The 25,829-nt window shown below is 72.7% G+C and carries 20 protein-coding genes; 10 read left to right on the forward strand and 10 right to left on the reverse strand.

Annotation, left to right across the window (positions count from 1 at the left end; all coding sequences use genetic code 11):
* Positions 1-18 precede the first annotated feature (18 nt).
* Positions 19-1,038: a Gfo/Idh/MocA family protein gene (locus tag ABWK59_RS34965; RefSeq protein WP_354644693.1), complete on the forward strand. Its 1,020-nt coding sequence runs from the start codon at positions 19-21 to the stop codon at positions 1,036-1,038.
* Positions 1,039-1,122: 84 nt separating this feature from the next.
* Here ABWK59_RS34965 and betA read toward each other — a convergent pair whose 3' ends face one another.
* On the reverse strand, positions 1,123-2,802 hold the full coding sequence (gene betA, locus ABWK59_RS34970) for a choline dehydrogenase (RefSeq protein ID WP_354644694.1): 1,680 nt from the start codon (positions 2,800-2,802) through the stop codon (positions 1,123-1,125).
* Positions 2,803-3,068: 266 nt separating this feature from the next.
* Here betA and ABWK59_RS34975 point away from each other — a divergent pair, with 266 nt between their 5' ends.
* From ABWK59_RS34975 to ABWK59_RS34990, 4 genes are read left to right on the forward strand one after another with little or no spacing between them, the layout of a single operon-like run.
* On the forward strand, positions 3,069-4,286 hold the full coding sequence (locus ABWK59_RS34975) for a sarcosine oxidase subunit beta family protein (protein WP_354644695.1): 1,218 nt from the start codon (positions 3,069-3,071) through the stop codon (positions 4,284-4,286).
* 29 nt (positions 4,287-4,315) lie between these two features.
* Positions 4,316-4,594, forward strand: coding sequence for a sarcosine oxidase subunit delta (locus ABWK59_RS34980; protein WP_354644696.1), 279 nt, complete (start codon positions 4,316-4,318; stop codon positions 4,592-4,594).
* Positions 4,501-7,488: a sarcosine oxidase subunit alpha family protein gene (locus ABWK59_RS34985; RefSeq protein WP_354644697.1), complete on the forward strand. Its 2,988-nt coding sequence runs from the start codon at positions 4,501-4,503 to the stop codon at positions 7,486-7,488. The genes ABWK59_RS34980 and ABWK59_RS34985 overlap by 94 nt, the downstream gene beginning before the upstream one ends.
* Positions 7,478-8,086: a sarcosine oxidase subunit gamma gene (locus ABWK59_RS34990; RefSeq protein WP_354644698.1), complete on the forward strand. Its 609-nt coding sequence runs from the start codon at positions 7,478-7,480 to the stop codon at positions 8,084-8,086. The genes ABWK59_RS34985 and ABWK59_RS34990 overlap by 11 nt, the downstream gene beginning before the upstream one ends.
* 40 nt (positions 8,087-8,126) lie before the next feature.
* Here the strand turns inward: ABWK59_RS34990 and ABWK59_RS34995 are convergent, their stop codons facing one another.
* Together ABWK59_RS34995 and ABWK59_RS35000 are read right to left on the reverse strand one after the other, a co-directional pair.
* Positions 8,127-9,317 carry an NAD(P)/FAD-dependent oxidoreductase gene (locus ABWK59_RS34995; protein ID WP_354644699.1) on the reverse strand — a complete coding sequence of 397 codons (1,191 nt, stop codon included), beginning with the start codon at positions 9,315-9,317 and terminating at the stop codon, positions 8,127-8,129.
* A complete protein-coding gene (locus ABWK59_RS35000; RefSeq protein WP_354644700.1) occupies positions 9,314-9,634 on the reverse strand; it encodes a bifunctional 3-phenylpropionate/cinnamic acid dioxygenase ferredoxin subunit in 321 nt (106 codons plus the stop codon). The genes ABWK59_RS34995 and ABWK59_RS35000 overlap by 4 nt, the downstream gene beginning before the upstream one ends.
* Before the next feature lie 190 nt (positions 9,635-9,824).
* Here ABWK59_RS35000 and ABWK59_RS35005 point away from each other — a divergent pair, with 190 nt between their 5' ends.
* Positions 9,825-10,574, forward strand: coding sequence for an IclR family transcriptional regulator (locus tag ABWK59_RS35005; RefSeq protein ID WP_354645194.1), 750 nt, complete (start codon positions 9,825-9,827; stop codon positions 10,572-10,574).
* An 81-nt stretch (positions 10,575-10,655) separates the two neighbouring features.
* Here the strand turns inward: ABWK59_RS35005 and ABWK59_RS35010 are convergent, their stop codons facing one another.
* Positions 10,656-12,230 (reverse strand): amino acid permease, encoded by a 1,575-nt coding sequence (locus tag ABWK59_RS35010; protein WP_354644701.1) that lies wholly within the window; start codon positions 12,228-12,230, stop codon positions 10,656-10,658.
* A gap of 139 nt (positions 12,231-12,369) precedes the next feature.
* Positions 12,370-13,866, reverse strand: a complete 1,497-nt coding sequence (locus ABWK59_RS35015; protein ID WP_354644702.1) for an aldehyde dehydrogenase family protein — start codon at positions 13,864-13,866, stop codon at positions 12,370-12,372.
* Positions 13,867-14,072: 206 nt separating this feature from the next.
* Here ABWK59_RS35015 and ABWK59_RS35020 point away from each other — a divergent pair, with 206 nt between their 5' ends.
* The 3 genes from ABWK59_RS35020 to ABWK59_RS35030 all read left to right on the forward strand — a co-directional run bounded on the left by ABWK59_RS35020 (position 14,073) and on the right by ABWK59_RS35030 (position 19,026).
* Positions 14,073-16,613: a GcvT family protein gene (locus tag ABWK59_RS35020; protein WP_420492897.1), complete on the forward strand. Its 2,541-nt coding sequence runs from the start codon at positions 14,073-14,075 to the stop codon at positions 16,611-16,613.
* Positions 16,614-16,746: 133 nt separating this feature from the next.
* Positions 16,747-17,868, forward strand: coding sequence for an aromatic ring-hydroxylating oxygenase subunit alpha (locus ABWK59_RS35025; RefSeq protein WP_354644704.1), 1,122 nt, complete (start codon positions 16,747-16,749; stop codon positions 17,866-17,868).
* A gap of 72 nt (positions 17,869-17,940) precedes the next feature.
* On the forward strand, positions 17,941-19,026 hold the full coding sequence (locus tag ABWK59_RS35030; RefSeq protein WP_354644705.1) for an S-(hydroxymethyl)mycothiol dehydrogenase: 1,086 nt from the start codon (positions 17,941-17,943) through the stop codon (positions 19,024-19,026).
* A gap of 51 nt (positions 19,027-19,077) precedes the next feature.
* Here ABWK59_RS35030 and ABWK59_RS35035 read toward each other — a convergent pair whose 3' ends face one another.
* The 4 genes from ABWK59_RS35035 to ABWK59_RS35050 form a co-directional block, all read right to left on the reverse strand.
* Positions 19,078-20,289, reverse strand: a complete 1,212-nt coding sequence (locus ABWK59_RS35035) for a GDSL-type esterase/lipase family protein (protein WP_354644706.1) — start codon at positions 20,287-20,289, stop codon at positions 19,078-19,080.
* Between the two features lie 76 nt (positions 20,290-20,365).
* Positions 20,366-20,938 carry a TetR/AcrR family transcriptional regulator gene (locus tag ABWK59_RS35040; protein WP_354644707.1) on the reverse strand — a complete coding sequence of 191 codons (573 nt, stop codon included), beginning with the start codon at positions 20,936-20,938 and terminating at the stop codon, positions 20,366-20,368.
* Between the two features lie 223 nt (positions 20,939-21,161).
* Positions 21,162-22,280, reverse strand: a complete 1,119-nt coding sequence (locus ABWK59_RS35045; protein ID WP_354644708.1) for a LuxR C-terminal-related transcriptional regulator — start codon at positions 22,278-22,280, stop codon at positions 21,162-21,164.
* 441 nt (positions 22,281-22,721) lie between these two features.
* Complete coding sequence (locus ABWK59_RS35050) at positions 22,722-23,195, reverse strand: ATP-binding protein (RefSeq protein WP_354644709.1); 474 nt, start codon at positions 23,193-23,195, stop codon at positions 22,722-22,724.
* A 370-nt stretch (positions 23,196-23,565) separates the two neighbouring features.
* On the opposite strand from ABWK59_RS35050, the gene ABWK59_RS35055 reads away from it, so the two are divergent.
* Positions 23,566-23,754 (forward strand): three-helix bundle dimerization domain-containing protein, encoded by a 189-nt coding sequence (locus ABWK59_RS35055; protein ID WP_354644710.1) that lies wholly within the window; start codon positions 23,566-23,568, stop codon positions 23,752-23,754.
* 773 nt (positions 23,755-24,527) lie between these two features.
* Here ABWK59_RS35055 and ABWK59_RS35060 read toward each other — a convergent pair.
* The gene (locus ABWK59_RS35060) at positions 24,528-25,499 is read right to left on the reverse strand and encodes an acyl-ACP desaturase (protein WP_354644711.1); all 972 of its coding nucleotides are present in this window, start codon (positions 25,497-25,499) and stop codon (positions 24,528-24,530) included.
* Between the last annotated feature and the right edge of the window lie 330 nt (positions 25,500-25,829).

Consider the following 25,829-nt stretch of genomic DNA (forward strand, 5'->3'; position numbering starts at 1 on the left):
AGGGACGACCACCCCACCATGACCCAGCGCAGGACGCTCCGGATCGCCGTCATCGGCACCGGCAAGATGGGCGCCGACCACGTGCGCCGGATCGACCAGGTGATCAGCGGGGCGCGCGTGTCCGCCGTCGTGGACCTCGACGCCGAGCGCGCCAAGCAGCTCGCCGCCGGCATCGAGGGCTGCACCGGCTCCGGCGACCCGGCCGCGGCCATGGCCACCGGCGAGGTCGACGCCGTCCTCATCGCCTCACCCGGCCCCGCCCACGAGGAAGCCCTGCTGACCGCCTTCGCCCACGACCTCCCCGTCCTGTGCGAGAAACCGCTCACCCCCGACGCAGCCTCCGCCCTGCGGGTCATGGAGGCGGAACAGAAGCTCGGCCACCGCCTGGTCCAGGTCGGCTTCATGCGGCGCTACGACGCCGAATACCTCAAGCTCAAGGCCCTGCTGGACAGCGGCCACCTCGGTCGGACGCTGATGATGCACAACCAGCACCGCAACGCCTCCAGCCCTCCAGGCTTCACCAACGCCATGCTCATCAACGACTCCGTCGTCCACGAGATGGACGTGACACGCTGGCTGCTCGGCCAGGAGATCACGGCGGTCACGGTGCTGCGCCCGAGGCCGTCCTCGAACGCCCCCGCCGGCATGGACGACCCGCAGCTCGTCCTCCTCGAGACCGACGGCGGTGTGGTCGTCGACGTCGAGATCAACGTCAACTGCGGCTTCGGCTACCAGGTGAAGGCCGAGGCGGTCTGCGAGCGCGGCACCGCCCGCATCGGCACGAAGCAGTCCCTCGTCACCGACACGGCCGGACGCTGGGGCGGCACCATCGCCCAGGACTTCGTGGAGCGCTTCGCCGACGCCTACGACCGCGAGGTCCAGGCCTGGGTCGACGCCACCCGGCGCGGCGAGGTCACCGGCCCGAGCGTGTGGGACGGGTACGCGGCCGCCGCGGTCTGCGAAGCCGGCGTCCGCGCGCAGCGCGAGGGCGGCCGGATCGGGGTCGAGATGGTCGAACGGCCCGCGTTCTACCGGTAGCGCCGTTTTGCCGGGCGGGGCCGGCGAAACGGGCGGCTCGCGGTGGCGCTCGGGCGGCGCGCGGTGGGGCCGGCCCGGTGCGGATCAGGCGGTCCTGCGGTGCCGGTAGAACTCGGTGTGGTCGGGTTCGAGGGGGGTGTTGCCGAGGATGAGGTCGGCGGCCTTCTCGGCGAGCATCATCACGGGCGCGTAGATGTTGCCGTTGGTCACGTACGGCATCGCGGACGCGTCGACCACGTGCAGCCCCTCCAGGCCGTGGACCTGCAGGGTGGCCGGGTCGAGGACCGCCATCTCGTCGGTGCCCATCCTGGCGGTGCACGAGGGGTGCAGGGCGGTCTCCCCGTCCTTGGCGACCCACTGCAGGATCTGCTCGTCGGACTCGACCTCCGGGCCGGGCGAGATCTCACCGTCGCTGAACTCGTCGAAGGCGGGCTGTCCGAGGATCCTGCGGGTGACCCGGATCGCCTCGACCCACTCCCGGCGGTCCTGGGCGGTGGAGAGGTAGTTGAACCGGAGGGCCGGGTGCTCGCGCGGGTCCTTCGACCTGATCTTCACCGAGCCGCGCGCATCGGAGTACATGGGACCGATGTGCACCTGGTAGCCGTGCCCACCGGCCGGCGCGGAGCCGTCGTAGCGCACCGCGATCGGCAGGAAGTGGAACATCAGGTTGGGGTAGTCGACGTCCTCGTTGCCGCGGACGAAGCCGCCGCCCTCGAAGTGGTTGGTGGCGCCCGGCCCTTTGCGCAGGAAGAGCCACTCGGCGCCGATGAACGGCCGTCGCCACATCTTCAGGGCCGGCTGCACGGAGACCGGCTGCCTGCAGGCGTGCTGGACGTACACCTCCAGGTGGTCCTGGAGGTTCTCGCCGACGCCGGGCAGGTGCTGGACGGTCCTGATGCCGAGCGCCTCCAGCTCCGCCGTGTGGCCGACGCCGGAGAGCTGGAGGAGCTGCGGGGAGTTGACGGCGCCACCGGAGAGGATGACCGTGCCGCCGCTCACCCGGTGCAGCGTCCCGCCGCGGCCGTACTCCACGCCGACCGCGCGCCTGCCCTCGAACAGGACGCGGCCGACCAGGGCCCGGGTCTGCACGTCGAGGTTGCGGCGGTTCATCACCGGGTGCAGGTAGGCGCGGGCGGCGCTGAGCCGGCGTCCGCGGTGGAGATTGCGGTCGAAGGCGGCGAAGCCCTCCTGGCGGTAGCCGTTGACGTCGTCGGTGAGCGGGTACCCCGCCTGCTGCACGGCTTCGAAGAAGGCGGAGAACAGGGGGTTGGTGACCGGCCCCCGCTCCAGGACGAGGGGGCCCCGGTGTCCGCGGAAACCGTGGCCGTCCGCGGCCGCGCCGCCGGCGTCCCGGTCGGCGAGACAGCTCTCCATGCGTTTGAAGTAGGGAAGACAGTGGGCGTAGTCCCAGTCCTTCATCCCGGGGTCGGCGGCCCAGCGCTCGTAGTCGAGCGGGTTGCCGCGCTGGAAGATCATTCCGTTGATGCTGCTGGACCCCCCGAGGACCTTGCCCCGGGCGTGGTAGATCCGCCGTCCGTTCATGAAGGGTTCCGGCTCGGACTCGTACTTCCAGTCGTAGAACCGGCTGCCGATCGGGAAGGTCAGCGCCGCCGGCATGTGGATGAAGACGTCCCACGGGTAGTCGGGCCGGCCCGCCTCCAGCACCAGCACCCGGTTGGCCGGGTCGGTGCTGAGCCGGGCCGCGAGCGCGCAGCCGGCCGAACCTCCGCCGACGATGATGAAGTCGTACTGCCGCAAGGTCATGGGGTGTCCTGCCGTTGCTCTCGGGGCGGTGACGCCGATTCTGCGAGTCTGGCGGGGTTGCTGCAGGGGCCGACAAGGGCCTGGCGGCGCGGTGCGACCGGCCAGGACGGTGAGTTTCGCTAGAGGGAACTCCCTTCACACTGCGCAACAGTCTCGGGACCGACTCAGGCCCCCGTCAAGGCCCCGCCGCGCCCCCTTGCCTGACTGTTGTGCTCCGCGCAACCCTGTGCGTAGTCTGAAACAGCACCAGACGAGGGAGTCCCGCGATGTCCCACCGACTGCCCGAGCACCCCGACTGGCTGTGGCGCACCCCCGACCCCAGGCGCTCCTACGACGTGGTCGTCATCGGCGCAGGCGGTCACGGTCTGGCCACCGCCTACTACCTCGCCCGCAACCACGGCATCACCGACGTCGCCGTGCTCGAACGCGGCTGGCTGGCCGGCGGCAACATGGCCCGGAACACCACCATCATCCGGTCCAACTACCTCTGCGAGGAGAGCGCGGCGCTGTACGAGCACGCGCTCAAGCTCTGGGAGGTGCTGCCGGAGGAGCTGGACTACGACTTCCTGTTCAGCCAGCGCGGCGTGCTCAACCTCGCCCACACCCTGCAGGACGTCCGCGAGGGCACCCGGCGGGTGAACGCCAACCGGCTCGGCGGCGTCGACGCCGAGTGGCTGGATCCCGATCAGGTGCGCGCGTTCTGCCCGATCGTCAACACCTCCCCCGACGTGCGCTACCCGGTGCTCGGCGCCACGCTGCAGCCCCGGGCCGGCATCGCCAAGCACGACCACGTCGCCTGGGCACTGGCGCGCAGGGCGGACGCGTACGGCGTCGACCTGATCCAGGGCTGCGAGGTCACCGGATTCCTGCGCGACGGCGACCGCGTGGTCGGCGTGCGGACCAACCGGGGGCCGATCGCCGCGGGGAAGGTCGCGCTGGCCGCCGCCGGGCACAGCAGCGTCCTCGCCGGCCTGGCCGGACTGCGGCTCCCCGTGCAGAGCCACCCCCTCCAGGCGCTCGTCTCCGAGCTGCTGGAACCCGTCCACCCCACCGTGGTGATGTCCAACCACGTGCACGTGTACGTCAGCCAGGCCCACAAGGGGGAGCTGGTCATGGGCGCGGGCGTCGACGCCTACAACGGCTACGGCCAGCGCGGCTCCTTCCACATGATCGAGCATCAGATGTCCGCCGCGCTGGAGCTGTTCCCGATCTTCGCCCGGGCCCACGTGCTGCGCACCTGGGGCGGGATCGTCGACGTCACCCCCGACGCCTCCCCGATCATCGGCCCGACGCCGGTCGAGAACCTCTACCTCAACTGCGGCTGGGGAACGGGCGGTTTCAAGGCCACGCCCTCCTCCGGGTGGGTGTACGCGCACACCATCGCCACCGGCGAACCGCACCCGCTGGCCGCGCCCTTCGCCCTGGAGCGGTTCACCACCGGCGCGCTCATCGACGAGCACGGCGCCGCCGCCGTGGCCCACTGACCCCGACCCCCACCCGGCAGGAGTTCCCCGTGCTGCTGATCGCCTGTCCCTGGTGCGGCGAACGCGAAGAGCTGGAGTTCCACTACGGCGGCCAGGCCCACGTCGCCCACCCCGCGGACCCCGAGCAGCTGTCCGACGGAGAGTGGGGCGAGTACCTCTTCGTCCGCGACAACCCCAAGGGCCCCTTCGCGGAACGCTGGTCGCACGCCGCCGGATGCCGGCGCTGGTTCAACGTCGTCCGCCACACCGTCACCCACCAGATCCTGGCCGTCTACCCGGCCGGCGAGCCGAAGCCGGTGATCCCGTGACCCAGTCCCACCGCCTCCCGCACGGCGGACGGGTCGACCGCTCCGCCCCCCTGCGCTTCACCTTCGACGGGGTGGAGTACACCGGCCTGCGCGGCGACACGCTCGCCTCCGCCCTGCTCGCCAACGGCGTGCTGCACGTCGCCCCCGGCCTCCATCGCCGGCGGCCGCGCGGCATCGCCACGGCCGGGGTGGAGGAGCCCAACGCCCTGGTCCAGCTCGACGGGCCCTGCTCGGAGCCGATGCGGCTCGCGACCACGACCGAGCTGTACGACGGCCTCTCGGCGAGGAGCCTCGCCGGTCTCGGACGACTCGACCCGGCCCCGGACGAGGCCGTCCACGACAAGACGCACGCCCACACCGACGTGCTGGTCGTCGGCGGCGGCCCCGCCGGACTCGCCGCGGCCCTCGCGGCCGGGCGTTCCGGCGCCCGGACCGTCCTGGTCGACGACCAGCCGGAACTCGGCGGATCCCTGCTCGCCGGACGGGAGTCGATCGACGGCCGCCCGGCGCTCGACTGGGTGGCGGACGTCCGGGCGGAGCTCGCCGCGCAGGCCGACACACGGATCCTCAGCCGGTCCACGGCCATCGGCTACCACGACCACAACCACCTGCTCGTCGCCGAACACCGCACCGACCACCTCGGCCCGGACCCGGTCCCCGGCATCTCCCGGCAGCGCCTGTGGCACATCCGGGCCCGGCGGGTGGTCCTGGCGACCGGCTCCCACGAGCGGCCGATGGTGTTCGCCGGCAACGACCTGCCGGGCGTCATGTCCGCCGCCGCCGTGCGCACGTACGTGAACCGGTACGCCGTGCTCCCCGGCCGCCGGGCCGTGGTCCTCACCACCAACGACCACGCCTACGCCACCGCGCTCGACCTGGTCGCGGCCGGGGCGGAGGTGGCGGCACTCGTCGACACCCGGCCCGAACCACCCGCCGACCTCGTCGACTCGGCGCGCGGCGCCGGGATCGAGGTCATCACCGGATCGGCCGTCGTCGGCACCCGGGGAGACCGGGACACTCCCCGAGCCGGAGGTGCGGGGAGGATCACGGCGGTCCGCATCGCCGCGCTCGACGCCGAGGACGCGATCAACGGCCCGGTCCACGAGGTGACCTGCGACCTGCTCGCCGTCTCCGGCGGCTGGAACCCGGCCGTCCACCTGTGGAGCCAGTCCCAGGGCACCACCCGCTACGACGACGACCTCGCCGCCTTCGTCCCCGCGCAGGCCGCTCAGCACGTCGACACCGTCGGAGCCGCCCGCGGCGTCCTCGACCTCGCCGGATGCCTCGACGGCGGGTTCGCCGCCGGAGCCGAGGCCGCCGGCCTGGCCGGCTTCCCCGCCGACGCACCGGCCACCCCGCCCAGCTCCGGAGACCGCCGCCCCGCCCCGCCCCGGCCGGTGTGGATCGTGCCCGGCGAGAGCGGTGACCCCGCCGAGTGGCACGACCATTTCGTCGACCTCCAGCGCGACGCCACCGTCGCGGACGTGCAGCGCGCGATCCGGGCCGGCATGCGCTCGGTCGAGCACATCAAGCGCTACACCACCATCGGCACCGCGCACGACCAGGGCAAGGCCTCCGGCGTGAGCGCCACCGGCGTCATCGCCCGACTGCTCGGAGCCCGCTCCCCGGGCGAGGTCGGCACCACCACCTACCGCGGCCCGTACGTCCCCGTCTCCTTCGCGCTGCTCGCCGGACGCGAACGGGGCGCCCTCTTCGACCCGGTGCGCACCACCACGATCCACCCCTGGCACGTCGGGCACGGCGCCGCCTTCGAGAACGTCGGCCAGTGGAAGCGCCCGTGGTACTACCCCCGGCCCGGGGAGTCCATGGAGGCGGCCGTCCTGCGCGAGTGCCGCGCGGCCCGCGAGGGCGTCGCCGTCATGGACGCCAGCACCCTCGGCAAGATCGACGTCATCGGCCCCGACGCGGGCGCGTTCCTCGACCGCGTCTACACCAACGCCTTCGCCCGACTGGCCGTCGGCTCGGCACGGTACGGCGTGATGTGCCGCGCCGACGGCATGGTCCTCGACGACGGCGTGACCGTACGCCTGGCCGACGACCACTACGTCATGACGACCACCACCGGCAACGCCGCCGCCGTCCTGGACTGGCTGGAGGAGTGGCTGCAGACCGAATGGCCCGGGCTCCGCGTGCGCCTCACCTCGGTGACCGAGCAGTGGGCCACGATCGCGGTGGTCGGCCCCCGGTCCCGCGAGGTCCTCGGCGCCCTCGCCCCGGACCTGGACGTGTCGAACGACGCCTTCCCGTTCATGACGGCCCGGACGACCCACCTGGCGGGCGGCACACCCGCCCGCATCTGCCGGATCTCGTTCTCGGGCGAGCTCGCCTACGAGATCAACGTCGCGAGCTGGTACGGCCTCGCCGTCTGGGAGTCCGTCATCCGCGCCGGCGAACCCCTGGGCATCACCCCCTACGGCACCGAGACCATGCACGTGCTGCGCGCCGAGAAGGGCTACCCCATCATCGGCCAGGACACCGACGGCACGGTCACCCCCCAGGACCTCGGCATGGAGTGGATCGTCTCCACCAAGAAGGACTTCATCGGCAAACGCTCCTTCCGCCGTGCGGACACCGCACGCGGCGACCGCAGGCAACTGGTCGGCCTGCTGCCGGTGGATCCCGCCGTGCTGCTCCCGGAGGGCGCGCAGCTGGTGGCGGACGCCGAGGCGACCGTGCCGGCGAAGGCCCTGGGACACGTCACCTCCAGCTACCGCAGCGCGGCGCTCGGCCGCACCTTCGCCCTCGCCCTCGTCTCCGGCGGGAGGGCGCGGCTGGGCGAGACGGTGTACGCGCCCCTGCCCGGCGGCACGATCGCCGCCACGATCACCGACACCGTCCTCCACGACCCGAAGGGGACCCGCCGTGACGGCTGACACCCTGCGCCGCAGCCCGCTCGGACACCTCGACGACGTCCTCGCCGCGCACTCGACCACCGGAGAGCGGGGGGTGCGGCTCCGCGAGGTGCCCTTCCTCGCCCAGCTCGACCTCCAGCTGCGCCCGGACGGGGCGGCCGCGCGGCGGATCGCCTCGGCTCTCGGCACGCCGCTGCCCACCGAGCCGAACACCGTCAGCGCGGCGGGACACCTGCGGGTGCTCTGGCTGGGCCCGGAGGAGTGGCTCGTGGTGGGCCCGGACGGCTCCGCGCCCGCCACGGCCGAACGGCTGCACGCGGCGCTGCGGGACGAGCCCGGATCCGTCGTGGACGTCTCGGCCAACCGCACCACGCTCGAGCTGTCCGGCCCCTCCGCCCGCCCGGTCCTGGCGAAGGGCTGCGCCCTCGACCTGCACCCACGGGTCTTCCGGGCGGGCCACTGCGCCCAGACGCTGCTCGCCAAGGTCAACGTGATCCTCCACCAGGTCGACGCGGAGCCGACCTACCGGCTGCTGGTGCGAGGATCGTTCGCGCAGTACCTGGCGGACTGGCTGCTCGACGCGATGGAGGAGTACCGTCACCCCCCGCTCACGGCCTGACGGCCTCCCGACCCGCGCCGACCTCGACCGAACGTGAGCCCTACGGAGCGGCCCGCGCGACGGCCGAGGGGACCGGGGTCAGCGTGCGGCGGAGCCGGCTGAAGAGCTTGGGCTGGTTGACGGCGAGCACGGCCACGTCGTGCCCGTTCCGCCGGTAGACGGCGACGAAGGAACGGCTTTCGAGGTCGCCGGCGACGAGCTGCGGCCGGTCGCCGGGGGCGACGTGGCCGGCCAGCTGGATGCGGGCCTGGTACTGGTCGGACCAGAAGTACGGCGGCTGCACCGGAGTGGGCGCCGACCTGCCGGACAGCAGGGTGCGGGCCGCCGTCCTCGGCTGCTCCGTCGCGTTGCTCCAGTGCTCGATGCGCTGGTGCCGCCCGGTGAACGGGTTGGGGCAGCGGGCGACGTCGCCCGCGGCGACGACGCCCGGGATGTTCGTCGCGCAGCCGGCGTCGCACACGAGCCCGTCGTCCACCGTGAGGCCCGATCCGGCCAGCCACGCGGTCGCCGGCCGCACACCGACGCCGACCACGACGAGGTCGGCGGGCAGCAGTCGCCCGTCCGCGAGCCGCACGCCGGTGACCCGGCCTTCGCCGGTGAGGCCCGCGACGCCGGTGCCGCACAGCAGGCGGACCCCGTGGTCGGTGTGGAGCGAGGAGCAGACCAGGCCCATCTCGCGCCCCAGGACCCGCTCCAGGGGCACCTCGGCCGCCTCGACGACGGTGACCGACAGGCCGAGCGCGTGGGCGGTGGAGGCGACCTCGGCGCCGATGAATCCGGCGCCGATCACCACGACGCGCGGCAGGCCGTCCCGCAGGTCCGCGCGCAGCGCGACGGCGTCGTCCAGGGTGCGCAGCGTGTGGACGCCCGCCAGCCCCTGCGCGCCGGCGATGGTGCGGGGGCTCGCGCCGGTGGCGACGACGGCGGCGTCGGCGCGCAGCTCCCGGCCGCTGCGGAGGGTGATGGTCCGTGCCGCGGGATCCAGCCGGACGGCCCGCTCGCCGAGCAGCCACCGGACCCGGAGGTCCGCGTACTCGTCCGGGTCGGCGAGCGCGAGGGCGTCGGCGTCGAGGTCGCCCTTGAGGAAGGCCTTGGACAGCGGCGGGCGGTCGTACGGGTGGTGACGTTCCTCGCCGATGACGGTGATCGCGCCGTCGTAGCCCTCCGCGCGGAGCGCCCGGACCGTGCTCAGAGCCGCCAGTGAGGCGCCGACCACGGCGATCGACTTCACGCCGGCTCGCCGACGGTGACGTGGAGGACGACGCGTCCGTCCTCGACGGTGACCCGGTGCGTGCGCAGCGGCACCTTCGCGGGGGGACAGGTGGGCCGGCCGTCACGCAGGTCGAACGCGGCCGCGTGCAGCGGGCACTCGACGTAACAGCCCTCCAGCCAGCCGTCGGCGAGCGAGGCGTCCTGGTGGGTGCAGGTGTCGTCGACGGCGTACACCGTCCCGTCGGCGTTGAACACGGCGATCGGAGCCGGTACGCCCTCGGTCACCCGGAGCGCCTCGCCCGGCGGCAGGTCTTCGATCCGGCACACCGTGATCATGGGCCCTCCAGGGCGTGTATCGTATTGCACAACACGATGCGGTATACGCAACAGCGTACGGGCGGCTAGGGGCTTGTCAAGAGGGTCCTTCACGCCAGTCGCGAGTTGTGCGTAATGTTGCGCCATGAGCAACACTCTGAACGGTGGGTCCCCCGAGGGGCCGGGCTCCCCGCAGCAGGCGGAGTCCCCGGTGCAGTCCGTCGACCGGGCCGTGACCATCCTGGAGATCCTCGCCCGCCGCGGCGAGACCGGTGTCACCGAACTCGCGGCCGAGCTGGGCGTGCACAAGTCGACGGCGTTCCGTCTCGCCGTCGCCCTGGAGATGCGCGGCCTCGTCGAGCAGCCGGGGGAGCGGGGCAAGTACCGCCTGGGCCTGGGCCTGATCCGGCTGGCCGGCGCCGCCACGGCCCGGATGGACCTGTCGCAGCAGAGCCGTCCGGTCTGCGAGCGGCTGGCCGTTCAGGTCGCGGAGACCATCAACGTGGCGATCCTCGACGGCGGCGAGGCCGTCAACATCGACCAGGTGTACGGCCCGTCGGCCCTGACGACGCACAACTGGGTCGGACAGCGCACGCCGTTGCACGCGACGTCCAGCGGCAAGGTGCTGCTGGCGTACCTGTCCGAGGAGGCGGTGAACAAGCAGCTCGACGCCCCCCTGGAGCGCTACACCCCGCGGACCGTGACCGATCCCGGCCGTCTGCTCGCCCAGCTGGAGCAGGCCCGCGCGGACGGTTTCGCTTACTGCGTCGAGGAGTTGGAACCGGGTCTCAACGCCGTCGCGGCGCCCGTCAGGGCGCACAACGGGCAGGTGGTGGCAGCCGTCAGCGCCTCCGGACCGTCCTTCCGCCTGACCGAGGACCGCATCCCGGAGGTGGCTGCCGCGGTCCGGTCCGCGGCGGAGGAGGTTTCGGCCCGGCTGGGGTATCTCCGCCTGTCGTGACCGGCCGTGCCCCGGCCGCCGGAACGGGACGCCCGGTTTGACCGGCGCCCCGTTCCCGCTCCCGGCGCGGCCGCGCGGCGGTCAGGCCTCGGCCTCCAGGGTGTCGCCCGCCGCCGGCCCGGTGGCGGCGGAGTGCTGCGCTGTGCCGCCGCGGCGGCGGTAGCGCAGGTACAGCAGTCCGCCGATCGCCGAGATCGCCCCGGTGAAGACGATGGCGCCCCACTGGTAGTACCAGTGGTCCTCGCCGTAGACGGCCGCCCGCGGCCACGCCAGGTTGACGGTCATGGCGAGGCCGTAGCCCACGGCCACGATGTTCACGACGAGACCCTTGCGGCCCATGCTGAAGTACGGGCCGTGGTCCGCGCGGGGCCACTGGCCGCGCAGGCGGCGCACCAGCATCGGGGCGGTGACCAGCAGGTACGGGATGTAGAAGAGGATGATGGCGACCGAGGTGAGGATGTAGAAGACCCGCTGGTTGCCGATGTTGACGAGCAGGAGGGCGATGGTCAGCACGCCGGTGACGGCTGCGGGTACGACCGGGGTGTTGGACGTGGGGGAGACCTTGGCCAGCGAGCTGCCGAAGGGCAGGCGTCCGTCGCGGGCCATGGAGAAGAGCAGGCGGATGGCCGCGGTCTGCACGGCGAGACAGCAGACGGTGATGGCGATCGCCGAGCAGACCAGGAAGACGTCTCCGAGGCCGGTGCCGAGGGTGGACTTGACCAGGTAGGGCATGCCGAGCGTGCCGAGCTCCTCGGCGTCGATGTCGCCGACCGCCATCATGCCGACGAGCATCAGCAGGCCGCCCGCGAGGAACGCGGCGGTGAGGGCGCGGAGGATGGCGCGGGGAGCGTGACGGCGGGGCTCCTTGGTCTCCTCGGCGAGCGAGCCGGCGGTGTCGAAGCCGTAGAAGACGTAGGCGCTCATGATCGAGGCCGCCAGGAAGGCGCCGAGATAGCCGGCCGAGTGTCCGGCCCCGGTGCCGGCGGTGTGCAGGACGACCTGGGGTCCGCGCTTGATGTGCACGGCCAGCATGACGATGAGCAGGACGACGCCGATCAGCTCGACGGCGACGCCCAGGTTGTTGATCTTCGCCATCAGGCGGACGCCCACGATGTTGACGACCGTGGTGAACACGACCAGGCCCAGGGCGAGCAGGATCGCGTTCTTCGCGCCGTTCGGGGTGGTGGTCACGCCCGCGTCCTCGGCGTCACCGACGATCTGGAAGGCCGACGAGACCTGCGGCAGGATGATCTGGTACGCGACGGCGACCGCGGCGGCGGTGACGATCGCGCCCACGGTCATGATCCAGCCCGCCATCCACGAGGTGACCGGTCGCGCGATCTGCTTGGACCACTGGTACACGCCGCCGGCCAGCGGGAACTGGCCCGCCATCTCGGCGAAGCAGAGGGCGACGGCACCCTGGCCGATGAAGACGATCGGCCAGGTCCAGATGAAGGCCGGGCCGCCGGCGCCGAAGCCGAAGCCGAAGAGCTGGAACACGCCGGTCATGATCGAGATGTAGCTGAAGCCCGCGGCGAAGCTGGAGAAGGAGCCGAGGGAGCGTTCCAGTTCCTGCTTGTAGCCGAAGCGTGCGAGGTCGGTGGTGTCGTCGTCGGGGGGTGTCGCCGCGGTTCTGATGGTTCCCGGGTTGCTCATGGTCGCTCCAGTGGCAGGCAGGGGACTGGGAGAGGTGCTTGCTGCGCGGACCGGGTGGAGTCGGGAGGTGCGGACGTGCGGGGCCGGGGGAGTGGGTGGAGTCCGGACGTGCGGGGGCCGGGGAGTGGGTGGTGCCGCGTCAGCCGGCGAACCAGTGCTGGGCGGCGGGGGTGACGGTGCGCCAGATGTGCTTGGTCTCCTGGTACTCGCGCAGGCCCGACGGGCCGAGTTCGCGACCTGTACCGGACTGCTTGTACCCGCCCCATTCGGCCTGCGGCACATAGGGGTGGTAGGTGTTGATCCAGACGGTGCCCAGGCGGAGCTTGGCCGCGACGCGCTCGCCGCGTCCTGCGTCCTGCGTCCACACGGCGCCGGCCAGGCCGTACGGGGTGTCGTTGGCCAGGGCCACCACCTCGTCCTCGTCGTCGAAGAGTTCGACGGTGAGGACGGGGCCGAACACCTCCTCGCGGACCACCGTCATGCCGGCGTGGCAGCCGTCGAGCACGGTGGGCCGCAGGAAGAAGCCGGCCTGCAGCCCGGCTTCGGTCGGCCGGCCGCCGCCGGCGCGGACCACCGCGCCCTCGGCGAGGGCGCCGGCGAGGAGGCGTTCGACCTTCGCGCGGTGCTCGGCGGAGACCAGCGGGCCGGTCTCGGTCCCCTTTTCGAGGCCGTCGCCGAGCCGGATGAGGTCGGTCCGGCGGGCCAGCTCGGCGGTGAACTCGGCGTGCAGGCTGCGGTGCAGCAACAGCCGTGAGCCGGCCGAGCAGACCTGGCCGGAGTGCAGGAAGGCGGCGGTGAGCGCGAAGTCGACCGCGGCGTCGAGGTCGGCGTCGGCGAAGACGATGTTGGGGTTCTTGCCCCCGAGTTCCAGCGCGACCTTCTTGACCGTGTCGGCCGCGGCCCGCATCACCGAGCGCCCGGTGGCCAGACCGCCGGTGAACGAGACCAGGTCGACCTCGGGATGCCGGGCGAGGGCCGCGCCGACGGCGCCGCCGCCCAGGACCAGGTTCGCGGTCCCGCTCGGGGCGCCCGCCCGCTCCAACTGCTCCTGGAGCAGCTGGAACAGGCGGATCGTGGTCATCGGGGTGACCTCGCTGGGTTTGGCCACCACGGTGTTGCCGGCCGCCAGGGCCGGGGCGAGCTTCCAGGAGATCTGCAGCAGCGGGTAGTTCCACGGTGTGATCAGCGCGCACACGCCCACCGGCTCGTGGACCACCCGGCTGATCGCGTCGGGCTGCCCGGTGTCGATCGTGCGGCCCGCGTCGCAGGTCACCATCGCCGCGTAGTAGCGCAGGACGGCCGTGGCGTCGTCGACGTCCATCCGGCTCTCCGCCAGGGTCTTGCCGGTGTCGAGCGTCTCCAGCCGCGCCAGTTCCTCGCGCTGTGCCTGGAGCGCGTCGGCGACGGCGGTGAGCACGCCCGCGCGGCGGGCCGCCGGGGCGTGGGCCCAGGAGCCCTCGTCGAAGGCGGACCGCGCGGCGCGTACCGCCCGGTCGGCGTCGGCTTCTGACGCTTCGGCGACCGTCCCCAGCGTCGAGGAGTCGAAGGGATTGACGACGGCCCGCTGCCGGCCGCCCTCGGCCGCCGTCCAGGTGCCGTCGATCAGCAGACACGCTGGGTCGAAGGGTGAGGACACGGCCGCCGCCTTTCCTGTGTGTTGCGCGATACGAGACGTTTGTCTCCATGCGCAACTTTCGGCGAGTATGGAAGGCCCTCGTAGAGGTGTCAAGGGGGCCGGCTCGGACGATCCGTCGACCCCGTCCCGCGCGCCCGGCGGCGGGCCCTTGACAGCGCGCGGCGCGAGCCTGAGTCTGTTTCTCATCGCGCATCCAGATGCGCCATATGCAACTCGTGAACTGTCCTGGCCGTTCGAGGCGCCGGAACGCCGGCCGACCTCCAGCCGTGCCGCAGCTACCTCCCGAGGGGACGGATGCTTTGACAGTCCAACCGAAAGTCGTGATCGTCGGTGCCGGCATCGTGGGCTGCGCGCTGAGCGACGAGCTCACCGCCCGCGGCTGGACCGACGTCACCGTGCTGGAGCAGGGCCCCCTGTTCGCCACCGGAGGGTCGAGCTCGCACGCGCCCGGACTGGTCTTCCAGACCAACCCCTCCAAGACCATGACCGAGTTCGCCTCCTACACCGTCCGCAAGTACTCCTCGCTGACCCTCGACGGCCGGTGGTGCTTCCGGAAACTCGGCGGACTCGAGGTGGCCACCACCCCCGAGCGACTCGCCGAGCTGAACCGCAGGCACGGGCTGGCCACCTCCTGGGGGGTGGCGGGCGCCCTGCTGGACCCCGACCAGTGCGTCGCCCTGCACCCGCTGCTCGACCGCGACCAGGTGCTGGGCGGCTTCCACGTGCCCACCGACGGCCTGGCCAACGCGGTGCGGGCCGGCGAGGCGCAGGCCCGCCGGGCGATCGGACGCGGCGCCCGGTTCCTCGCGCACCACACCGTCACCGGGATCGAGTCCGCCCACGGCCGGGTCACCGCCGTCGTCACCGACGAGGACACCTTCCCCGCCGACGTGGTCGTCTCCTGCGCGGGGTTCTGGGGGCCGAGGATCGGCCGGATGGCCGGGCTCACCGTCCCGCTCGTCCCGCTGGCCCACCAGTACGCCCGCACCACCCCGCTGCCCGCACTGGCCGGCCACAACACCGAGGAACGGGAGGCCTCCAAGCCGATCCTGCGCCACCAGGACCGCGACCTCTACTACCGCGAACACGTGGACCGGCTCGGCATCGGCTCCTACGCCCACCGCCCGATGCCGGTCGACCTCGACGCGGTGGCCGCGCCCGGCGGGCCCGTGATGCCCTCCGTGCTGCCCTTCACCGAGGAGGACTTCGAAGGCGCCTGGGCCGACTCGCAGGCCCTGCTGCCCGCGCTCGCCCGCACGAAGGTGGAGGAGGGGTTCAACGGCGTCTTCTCCTTCACCACCGACGGGTTCCCCCTCCTGGGCGAGTCGCCCGAGCTGCGCGGCTTCTGGGTCGCCGAGGCGGTCTGGGTGACCCACTCCGCAGGCGTGGCCAAGGCGATGGCGGAGTGGCTGGTCGACGGCACCCCGCACACCGATCTGCACGAGTGCGACCTCAACCGCTTCGAGCCCGGGCAGCTCGCCCCCTCCTACGTGCACCGGCGGAGCTGCCAGAACTTCGTCGAGGTCTACGACATCCTCCACCCGCTCCAGCCGATGGAGGAGCCGCGCCCGCTGCGGGTCACCCCCTTCCACACCCGCCAGCGCGAACTGGGCGCGTACTTCCTGGAAGCCTCCGGCTGGGAGCGGCCGCACTGGTACGAGGCCAACCGGGACCTGCCCGAGACCGCCGGCATCCCTGGGCGCGGAGCCTGGGCCTCCCGCTACTGGTCCCCGATCGCCGGCGCCGAGGCCCTGGCCACCCGCGCGCGTGTCGCGATGTACGACATGACGGCCCTCAAGCGCCTGGAGGTCACCGGTCCCGGCTCCCTCGCCCTCCTGCAGTACCTGACGACCAACCAGCTCGACAAGCCGGTCGGCTCCGTCACCTACACCCTGCTGCTGGACCCCACCGGCGGCGTGCGCAGCGACCTCACGGTGGCCCGGCTCGGCCGCGACCGCTTCCAGGTGGGCGCCAACGGCCCCCTCGACCTCGACTGGCTCACCCGCCACCTCCCGGCGGACGGCTCGGTCCAGGTCCGCGACACCACCGCCGGGACCTGCTGCATCGGCCTGTGGGGCCCGCTGGCCCGGGACCTCGTCCAGCCGCTCACCGACACCGACTTCTCCCACCGGGGATTCGGCTACTTCAAGGCCAAGCGGGCCTACCTCGGCAACGTCCCCGTCACCGCGATGCGGCTGTCCTACGTCGGCGAGCTCGGCTGGGAGCTGTACACCACCGCCGACCACGGGCAGCAGCTCTGGGACACCCTCTGGACGGCCGGACAGCCCCTCGGCGTGGTCGCCGCCGGCCGCAGCGCCTTCAACAGCCTGCGCCTGGAGAAGGGCTACCGCGCCTGGGGCACCGACCTGACGGCCGAACACAACCCCTACGAGGCCGGGCTCGGCTTCGCCGTACGCATGGACAAGGGCGACTTCCTCGGCCGCGACGCACTGCTCGGCACGACGGAGGAGACCGTACCGCGCAGGCTGGCCTGCCTGGTGCTCGACGATCCACGGGCCGTCGTCATGGGCCGGGAACCGGTGTACGTGGACGGCGCGCCGGCGGGGTACGTCACCAGCGCCGCCTACGGGTACAGCATCAACGCCGCCATCGCCTACGCCTGGCTGCCGCGCGCCGCCGCCGACCCCGGACGCCGGGTCGAGGTGGAGTACTTCGGCGAGCGGCTGCCGGCGACGGTCACCCAGGAGCCGCTCTTCGACCCGACGATGACCCGCATCCGCCGCTGACCAGGCCCCGGCCGGCCACGCTCGATCGGGCACGCTCGATCGGCCATGTTCGATCGGCCATGTTCGATCGGGCACGTTTGATCGGGTCCCGCCTTCGCCAGCCGTGCGTCACCCCGACGAAAGGCACACCGCCGTGACCGCCCCCGAGCTCCCGAAGAGCCTGATCCCCACCCTCCCCGGCCCCTCCTACACCGACCCGGCGATCTTCGCCCTGGAACAGGAGCGGATCTTCGAACAGATGTGGTTCTGCGCCGTGCGCGCGAGCGATCTCGACAAGCCGGGCAGCTTCCGCACCGTTCAGGTCGGCCGCGAGAGCGTCCTGGTGACCCGCGCAAGGGACGACAGCGTCAAGGCGTACCTCAACATCTGCCGCCACCGGGGCGCGCGGCTGTGCACCGAGGAGAGCGGCGAGGTCAAACGCGCCTTCCAATGCCCCTACCACGCCTGGACCTACGGCCTGGACGGCAAGCTCGTCGCCGCGCCCAACCTCACCGGCATGCCGGACGTCGACCGCACCACCTACGGCCTGGTCCCGGTGCACGTGCGGGAATGGCTCGGCTACGCCTGGGTGTGCCTCGCCGACGAGCCGCCCTCCTTCGAGACCGACGTGATCGGCGCCGCCACGGAACGCCTCGGCACGCCCGAGGCGATCGGCCGCTACCAGACCGAGAGCCTCGCGGTCGGCCGCCGGATCCGCTACGAGGTGCGGGCCAACTGGAAACTGATCATCGAGAACTTCATGGAGTGCTACCACTGCGCGACCATCCACCCCGAACTGACGGAGGTACTGCCCGAGTTCGCCGGCGGCTACGCCGCGCAGTACTACGTCGGCCACGGTGCGGAGTTCGCCGGCGACGCCGAGGGGTTCACCGTCGACGGCAGCCCGGGCGTGGACCGGATCCCCACCGTCTCCGAGGACCAGGACCGCAGGTACTACGCGATCACGGTCAAGCCCCAGGTGTTCATCAACCTGGTGCCCGACCACGTCATCGTGCACCGGATGTACCCGCTCGCCGCGGACCACACGGTGGTGGAGTGCGACTGGCTCTTCCTGAAGGAGGTCGTCGACGCGGGCCGCGACCTCTCCCGGTCGGTGGAGCTGTTCCACCGGGTCAACGTCCAGGACTTCGACGCCTGCGAGCGCTGCCAGCCCGCCATGGACTCGCGCGCCTACCGGGCCGGTGGCGTGCTGGTGCCGAGCGAGCACCACATCGGCGCCTTCCACACGTGGGTCACCGACCGGCTCCGTGGCTGACGGCACCCACCCGCGTCGCCACCGTTTCCCGCGCTTGCCCCGTTTCCCCCGCCCAGCGGAAGGTCGTGCTTCATGTCCCAGCAGGTCAGAGGTGTCGTCGCCGGACGAAAGGGCGCGGCGGTCAGGATCGAGACGGTCATCGTGCCGGACCCCGGGCCGGGGGAGGCCGTGGTCGAGGTCCAGGCCTGCGGCGTCTGCCACACCGACCTGCACTACCGCGAGGGCGGGATCTCCGACGAGTTCCCCTTCCTGCTCGGGCACGAGGCCGCCGGAATCGTGGAGTCGGTGGGGGCCGGAGTGACCGAGGTCGCGCCCGGCGACTTCGTGATCCTCAACTGGCGTGCCGTGTGCGGACGGTGCCGGTCCTGCCGGCGGGGACGTCCGTGGTACTGCTTCGACACCCACAACGCCACCCAGCGGATGACCCTCGCGGACGGCACCGCACTCACCCCGGCACTCGGCATCGGCGCCTTCGCGGAGAAGACGCTGGTCGCGGCCGGACAGTGCACCAAGGTCGACCCCGCCGCCTCACCGGCCGCCGCCGGACTGCTCGGCTGCGGCGTCATGGCGGGCCTCGGAGCGGCCGTCCACACCGGCGGGGTCTCCCGGGGCGACAGCGTCGCGGTCATCGGATGCGGCGGTGTCGGCGGTGCGGCCGTCATGGGCTCCCAACTCGCCGGAGCCGCCCGGATCATCGCCGTCGACCTCGACGACGACAAGCTCGCCACCGCCCGGCGCCTGGGCGCCACCCACACCGTCAACTCCTCCGAACGCGACGCCGTGGAGGCCATCCGTGAACTCACCGGCGGCAACGGCGCGGACGTCGTCATCGAGGCCGTCGGCCGGCCGGAGACCTACCGGCAGGCCTTCTACGCCCGCGACCTCGCCGGCACCGTCGTCCTGGTCGGCGTGCCGACCCCCGACATGACCCTCGACCTGCCACTGCTCGACGTCTTCGGCCGCGGCGGCGCCCTCACGTCGTCCTGGTACGGCGACTGCCTGCCCTCGCGGGACTTCCCCACCCTGATCGACCTCCACCTGCAGGGGCGACTGGACCTGGACGCCTTCGTCACCGAGACCATCGGGCTGGACGGCGTCGAGGCCGCCTTCGCCCGCATGCACAAGGGCGACGTCCTGCGCTCGGTGGTGCTTCTGTGACAAGCACCCGGATCGACCGCGTCGCCACCTCGGACTGAGGCCGCGTCGCCGTCACCCCGTCGTCAACACCGTCGACGCCGACGCTTCACCCGCCGCGAACGGGCCGTCCTCGCCGAAGACGAGGTGGGCGAAGCGTTCGCCGATGTGCCGGTGGGTGGCAGGGTCCGGGTGGAGTTCGTCGGGCAGCGGCTGCTTCGCGTGGTCGGTACTGCCGTAAAGGTCGAGGCCGTCGAGGTAGTGCAGGTTCGGGTCGGTGGCGGCGCGTTGCCGGACGATCCGGCTGAGGGCGTCCCGGATCACGGTGAGGGTCAGCTTCCCGGCGCCGGTCTGCGCGGGGTCGCCGGTGCTCGTGAACCGCAGCCGCCCCTCGCTCATCGCGCCGAGGTCCGGGGCGGTGGGCCCGGGGGTGGTCTCGTGGATGGGGCAGTAGAGCGGGGAGGTCACCAGGAGGGGGGTGGCGGGGTGGCCTTCGCGGATGGTGTCCAGGAAGCCGTGGACGGCCGGGCCGAACGCGCGCAGCCGCATCAGGTCGGTGTTGACCAGGTTGATGCCGATCTTGAGGCTGATCAGGTCGGCAGGGGTGTCGCGGATCGTCCGGGCGGTGAACGGGTCGAGCAGGGCGCTGCCGCTGAGTCCCAGGTTCACCAGCTCCACCCCGCCCAGGGCCGCGGCCACGGCCGGCCAGGTCCCGGTCGGAGCGGTGGCGTTGGAGCCGTGGCTGATCGAACTGCCGTGGTGCAGCCAGACCCTGCGGCCGCGGGGCGGTGAGGTCCGGACCGGGGCGTTGCTGCGCAGGGCGACCAGCTCGGTCGTCTCGTCGTGCGGCAGCCAGATCTCGACGTCCTTCTCGTCACCGGACAGACCGGTGAACCGCACCGTCCGAACCGGCCCGGGCCTGGTCTCCGCGGCCCCGGTGGCCATGTCGACGGTGAGGACGTCGCCGTCCGGCACGCTGCCCCGGCCCGCGAGCCGCCCGTCGACGAGGAGCTCGTACACCCCGTCGGGGCGCGGCGGCGCTCCGACGTACCTCCGCTTGGTGGCCACGACGTCCAGCTCGACGGCGGTGGCCCGGGTGCGGAACGCCAGTCGCACGCCGGAGGGCTGCGACTCCGCCATCGCCAGCTGGCCGTCGGGTATCTGCCGACGGGCCCACCCGGGCAACCGGTGGGGCAACGTGCCCCGTTCGGTGTGTTCCAGGTCGAGTGCGCCGCGCAGGAGGTCGGCGGTGACGGGGGTGGTGGTCCAGTCGTGCGCGGTGTGCATGTCCTCGGTCTCTTGATCAGCTTGAGCAGGGGAGCGGCCGGCAGAGGTGGTCGGCAGGTGCGGTCGGCAGGGTGTGTCAGGTGGCCGTGGGCCAGGTGCGCAGCAGGGAGTCGAGCGCGTCGAGGATCTCGGTCCAGCTCTCCTGGGCGTCCGGGGCGCTGTGGCTGAAGGCCCCGGAGGTCTCCAGGCCGACGAAGCCGCTGAAGACGCTGCCGAGCAGGCGCACCGCGTGCGTCTGGTGCGGTTCGGCCAGGTCGTACCCGCGCAGGACCGCCCGCATCATCCGGGCGTGCCGGACCCCGGCGCTGGCGGCCGCCGTCTGCGGATCGAGCCGGAACCGGGCGGCGGCGAAGCGGCCAGGGTGCTGGAGGGCGTAGTCGCGGTAGACGTTCGCGAAGGCGGTCAGGGCGTCCCTGCCGGCGCGCCCGGCCACGGCGGCGGACACCAGGTCGGCGAGTTCCTCCAGGGCGAGGAGGGCGATCCTGGTCTTGAGGTCGTGGGCGTTCTTCAGGTGCGAGTACAGGCTCGCGGTCTTCACGCCGAACCGCCGGGCGAGCTCCGCGGGGGTCGTCTGCTCGAACCCGATCTCGTCGGCAAGATCCGCCCCCGCCTGAACCAGGCGCTCCGTGGTCAGTCCCGCCCGAGCCATGCTCATCCTCCGAATCGCTTCTGCGCTTTACGGTAGGTGATTGTCCATCTGCCTACACCTATTAGGCAAACTGGCACATCGATCAGGAAACGGTTGGGTGCATCGACTGTGGCATCGGGTCTTCTCCTGGTCCTCCAGGGGATCGCTCTGCTTGCCGACGTCATCCGGGGCGCTGATTGTCGGGATGACCGGGCAGGAGTGGGACGGCGACCGGAGGAGGCGGTCAGGGCTCGGGTGACATGGCCGGGCGTCGTTCGGCCACCCAGGCGGCGATCTGGGCCCGCGAGGTGAACCCCAGCCGGGTGAGGATGTGCTCCACGTGGGTCTCGGCGGTGCGCCGGGAGAGGACCAGCCGGGCGGCGATCTCCTGATTGGTCAGTCCCAGCGCGACCAGCTCGGCGACCTCCCACTGCCGCCTGGTGAGCGGGGACCGGTCCGCCGCCGGGGTCGGCTCGGGCGGTCGGGCCTCCTCCTCCAGCGCGCGGGCGAGGGCGGTGTCGAGCGGCATGTCCCTGCCCGCGCGTACGGCCCGCTCGAAGGCCGCCGTGTCGAGCGCCACCCGGGCCCGGGGCAGGTAGTCGCGGCGCGGCCGGAAGACGGGGAAGTGGGACTCGGGCCCGGCGCCGATGGCGCGCCAGAGTTCCTCCGCGGCGCCGGCGAGCTCCGCCGCCCGTTCGTGCTCCGCCGCCCGTTCGTGCTGCGCCGCCCGTTCCCGCTGCTCCGCCCGTTCCTGCTGCGCCGCCCGCTGTCCGGCGAGTGCGGCGAGGGTTTCGAGGCCGAAGGCCAGGCCCGGCCGGCTGTCGAGCCGCCGATGGGAGCGCAGTGCCTCCCGGGCCGCGGCCTCGGCCTGCTCGAGTCGGCCGCCCGCCGCTTCGACATGGGCGATCAGGGTGAGGCCGAGCGCCCGCCACCACACCTCGCCGCGCCGCGCCAGCCAGGCGACGCACCCGTCCAGCACGCGTCGGGCCCGCCCGAGGTCACCGGCGATGATCAGTGCCACGCCCAGGAAGAGCCGCGTGTTCACCTCGCGCTGCCGGGCCCCGGCGGCGTGCATCCGGTCCAGTGCCTCGCCCAGCAGTGCCACCGCCCGCGCCGCATCGCCCTCCAGCAGGGCGGCCATGCCCGGGAGGTGCGCGGTGTAGGCGATCTCGGCCCGGTCGCCGAGCCGGGTCGCGGACCGGCCCGCCTCCGTCAGCAGGCGGAGCGCCGGTCCGACGTCGCCCTGCCAGATGGCGTACGACCCGGACAGTCGCAGGCCCGCCACCCTCTCCCGGCTCGGCCCGTCCGGGACCGACAGCAGCCGGTCGAGCCAGCGGCGCGCCTCGCTGTGGTGGCCGGCCATCGCCCTGGTGGACGACGCCGTCCTGATCCTCTCCGAACTCGCGACCAACGCCCTGAGGCACGGCGCGGGACCCGTCTGGTACCGCCTGCGTCGCACCGTGAGCGCCACGGGCAGCGCGGTGGTCCGTCTGGAGGTCGGAGAACGGGGCCCGGGGTGCCCGGACGGGTCACTCCCGGGAGCGCAGCCGCCGACCGAGGCCTGCCACGGGCGAGGGCTCCACATCGTCGCCTCGCCGGCCGCGGCATGGGGACCGCCGCCCTCTCGCCCGGGCACCTGGTCTGGGCGGACCTCCCCGGGCGCCCCGGATGAGACGGCCGGGGGTCCGGCGCGGAGGAGTTCGCGGGGTCAGGGGAGGAGTCCGGCTCGTCGGGCGGGCGGCGGCTGCCGAGGTGAGGTGCGGATGCCGGGGTTCGGGGGCACACGGGGCCTCGGGCGCGCAGGTCACCCAGGCGGCGGGCCGACGGGCAGGCAGGCCATCACCCGGGTCCCGAGCGGGGAGAGGACGGCCCGCCACCAGGTGCTGCACTGCCGGACCAGCTCCAGGCCCCGCCCGCCGGTGGCCACGTCCTCTGCGCCGCGGCGTCGCGACCGGTGGTCCCGCCACGTCCCCGAGTCCCTGACCTCGACGGTAAGAGCCGTGCCGTGGTACTCGATCGCGACCACGACATCGGGGCTGCCGCTGTGCAGCAGGGTGTTGGTGACCAGCTCCGTGACGACGAGCGCGAGCCGGTCGACGGTCTCGTCGGGGAGGTCCCACCTCCGTGCCGCGTCGCGGGCGAAGTGCCGCAGGGCGGGGACGGCCGCCGGCGAGGCCGGTGCGTCACGGAGTGCGACCGCCGTCGCGCGCCCGGTCGGTGCCGGGTCGGAAGCCCGATCGCCTTCGACGGACTCGATGCGAAGAGAGGAAATGGCCATGTCAGCTCCTGGAACGGTCCCCCGCCGGTGACCTCTGTACGAGGTACCTCCGACCGTGCCGTCAGCCGATCCGGAGGACAATCAGGGCTGCCCGGACTACGTATACGTAACCGTTGGTGGTCCCGGCGGCGGGATCGCTCCGCCCACCGGCAGCCGGGTCCCGGGGCCGCCTGCCGCGGCGACGTACGCCCGAGCCGCGTCGGCGTGCCGATCGAGCCCGGGAAGGACGGTCGCGCGCCGGGGGCGGCCCCCGGGCGCGGGCCCGCGCCCGAGCGGCCTGCAGCGCGCGCTGCGGACCACGCCGGCGATGACGGACGGTCCGCAGGCGCACCGGACCTCGTGTGGCGACGGTTGGTCAGGGACGCCGGCGGTGCGGCTACCGAACGAGTCCGCCCACCCCGCGGCCGACCCCGCCACCGTGGACGCTCTCGTCGCAGGTGCCTACGACGAACTGCGCGACGCCAACGTCCGGACGTTCATCCCGATCCTGGCGGAGCGCCGGGCCAGGGCCCAGCTGGCCGTGCAGCCACCGAACACCCGGCCCGCCCCGGAGAGCTGACCCCGCAACCTCCGAGGGCCCGCGCACGTACGGACCGCCTTTGCCGCGGCGTTCGCGGGCCCCGGTGGTGAGTTCGACGCTCTCGGCGGCGGGAGTCCGCTGCTCAGAAGTCCGACAGCGCGCATGACCGACAGCGGTGACGGGCTTGGCGACCAGGCCTTCGATGCCGCTGCCGAGGGCGCAGACCCAGCCCATCGCCTCCTCCAGCCGGTGGAGGGGGTGGCGCAGGCCGGCGTCGGACGTCTCGGTCCGACGCCGGCCGCGCCGCGGAGCCAGCCCCGCCGGGTAGGGAATTTGACTCTTCATCACGCTGACGGGCAGCCGGTCCACGGGCCGGGAGCGAGTCGGCCTCGGTGACCTTCAGGCCGTCGAACGCGGGCGACGTCACCTCACGCTCGAAGGCGAGCGAGGTGGTGAGCAGCGGGGTGCCCGCGCCGGTGCGCCCCCGCTTCCGCGACGAGCTCGGCGAAGGGGGGGACACCTGGTGCCCCAGCGTGTCGAGCAGCTGCCCCTGGACCTCGGTCAGCGTCTCGCCGAGGGTGCGCCCGGTGTCGATCCGCACCCGCGGCGGCAGCAGGTTGGTGCAGTAGCCCACCACGTCCTCGAAGCCGGGCCGGCTCCGTGCGGCGGCCACCGGCAGCACCGGGGCCTCCCACGCCACAGCGGTCCCACAGTGGCCCCGGCGAGAAGCACGCTGGCGACCTCAGCTGTCGGCCTCTGCGCCGGCACGGCTGCGCGGGCTCGCACCCACGTTCAGGGTTCGTACCACGGGGTCAGCCCCGGACGGCGGCTCGGCGCGCCAGGATCGCGGCCCGCCGTTCGTCGAAGCGGGTCGCCTGGCCGTCCAGGCCGCCGAGGAAGGCGCCGAGTTCGTCCTGGGCCCGCAGTCCTTCGGGGCCGAGGCCGGAGCTCTCCAGCACCTTGAGGTGGCGCAGCACCGGGTTCAGGACGTCGTCGAGGTGGACGCGGAGGTTGTAGACGCCGCCGAGGGCGATCTGGACGGCAGCGCGCTCGAACCCGGGTATGCCGTGGCCGGGCATCCGGAAGCCGGTGACGACGTCGGCGATGGCGCGCATGGCCTGGTCGGGGGCGATCTCCAGGGCGGCCTTGAGCAGGTTCCGGTAGAAGATCATGTGGAGGTTCTCGTCGGCGGCTATCCGGGCGAGCAGCCGGTCGCAGGCCGGGTCGCCGGAGTGGTGGCCGGTGTTGCGGTGCGAGATGCGGGTGGCCAGTTCCTGGAAGGCGACGTAGGCGACCGTGTGCAGCGGTGAGTGCCGGTTGTCCGAGACGAAGCCGGCGGACATGTGCGCCATGCGGCTCTGTTCCAGCAGGACCGGGTCCACCGCCCGCGAGGCGACGAGGTAGTCCCGCATCGCCATGGAGTGCCGGGCCTCCTCGGCGGTCCAGCGGTGCACCCAGGTGCCCCAGGCTCCGTCCCGGCCGAACAGGGTCGCGATCTCGTAGTGGTAGCTGGGCAGGTTGTCCTCGGTGAGCAGGTTGACCACCATCGCCACCCGCCCGACCTCGGAGATCGGGGACTGGTCCGACGCCCACGCCTCGCCGTTCAGCGGTCCGTCGAAGTCCCGGCCACGGCTCCACGGCACGTACTCGTGCGGCATCCATTCCTTGAACACATCGAGATGGCGGTTGAGTTCGCGTTCCACCACCTCCTCCAGCGCCTGAAGGAGCTTCACATCGGACGGGTGGGCATGCCCGGTGGTGCGGGCGGCGGGGACGGTGGTCACGGCTCCAACTTCCAGAACACGGGAACAACCTACGGGTGCGTAGGTTACGAGTCCGTAGGTTACGTGCGAGCCGACCTCCCCGCTGGGGCCGAAGGTCCCTGTTGGAACGTTCGAGTGGTCCGTGCCGAACGGCGCGGTGAGCGATCCGTTCGGTACCGCGCGCCCCGCGTCCACCAGCGCCGGCGGAGGTGGCGGGTGTCCAGGTGGAGGCCGTCGGCGATGTCGCCGCCTTGAGGTCCGGTGTCGGTCCGGGCCGGCGAGCGCGGGGCGCAGGGCCGCGCTGCGGATGTCGGGTGCGTCGCGTGGCGTCGCTCCGAAGGCGCCTGCAGC

Origin of the sequence: Kitasatospora sp. HUAS MG31 (assembly GCF_040571325.1) — a bacterium.
In the GTDB taxonomy this organism is placed as follows: Bacteria; Actinomycetota; Actinomycetes; order Streptomycetales; family Streptomycetaceae; genus Kitasatospora; species Kitasatospora camelliae.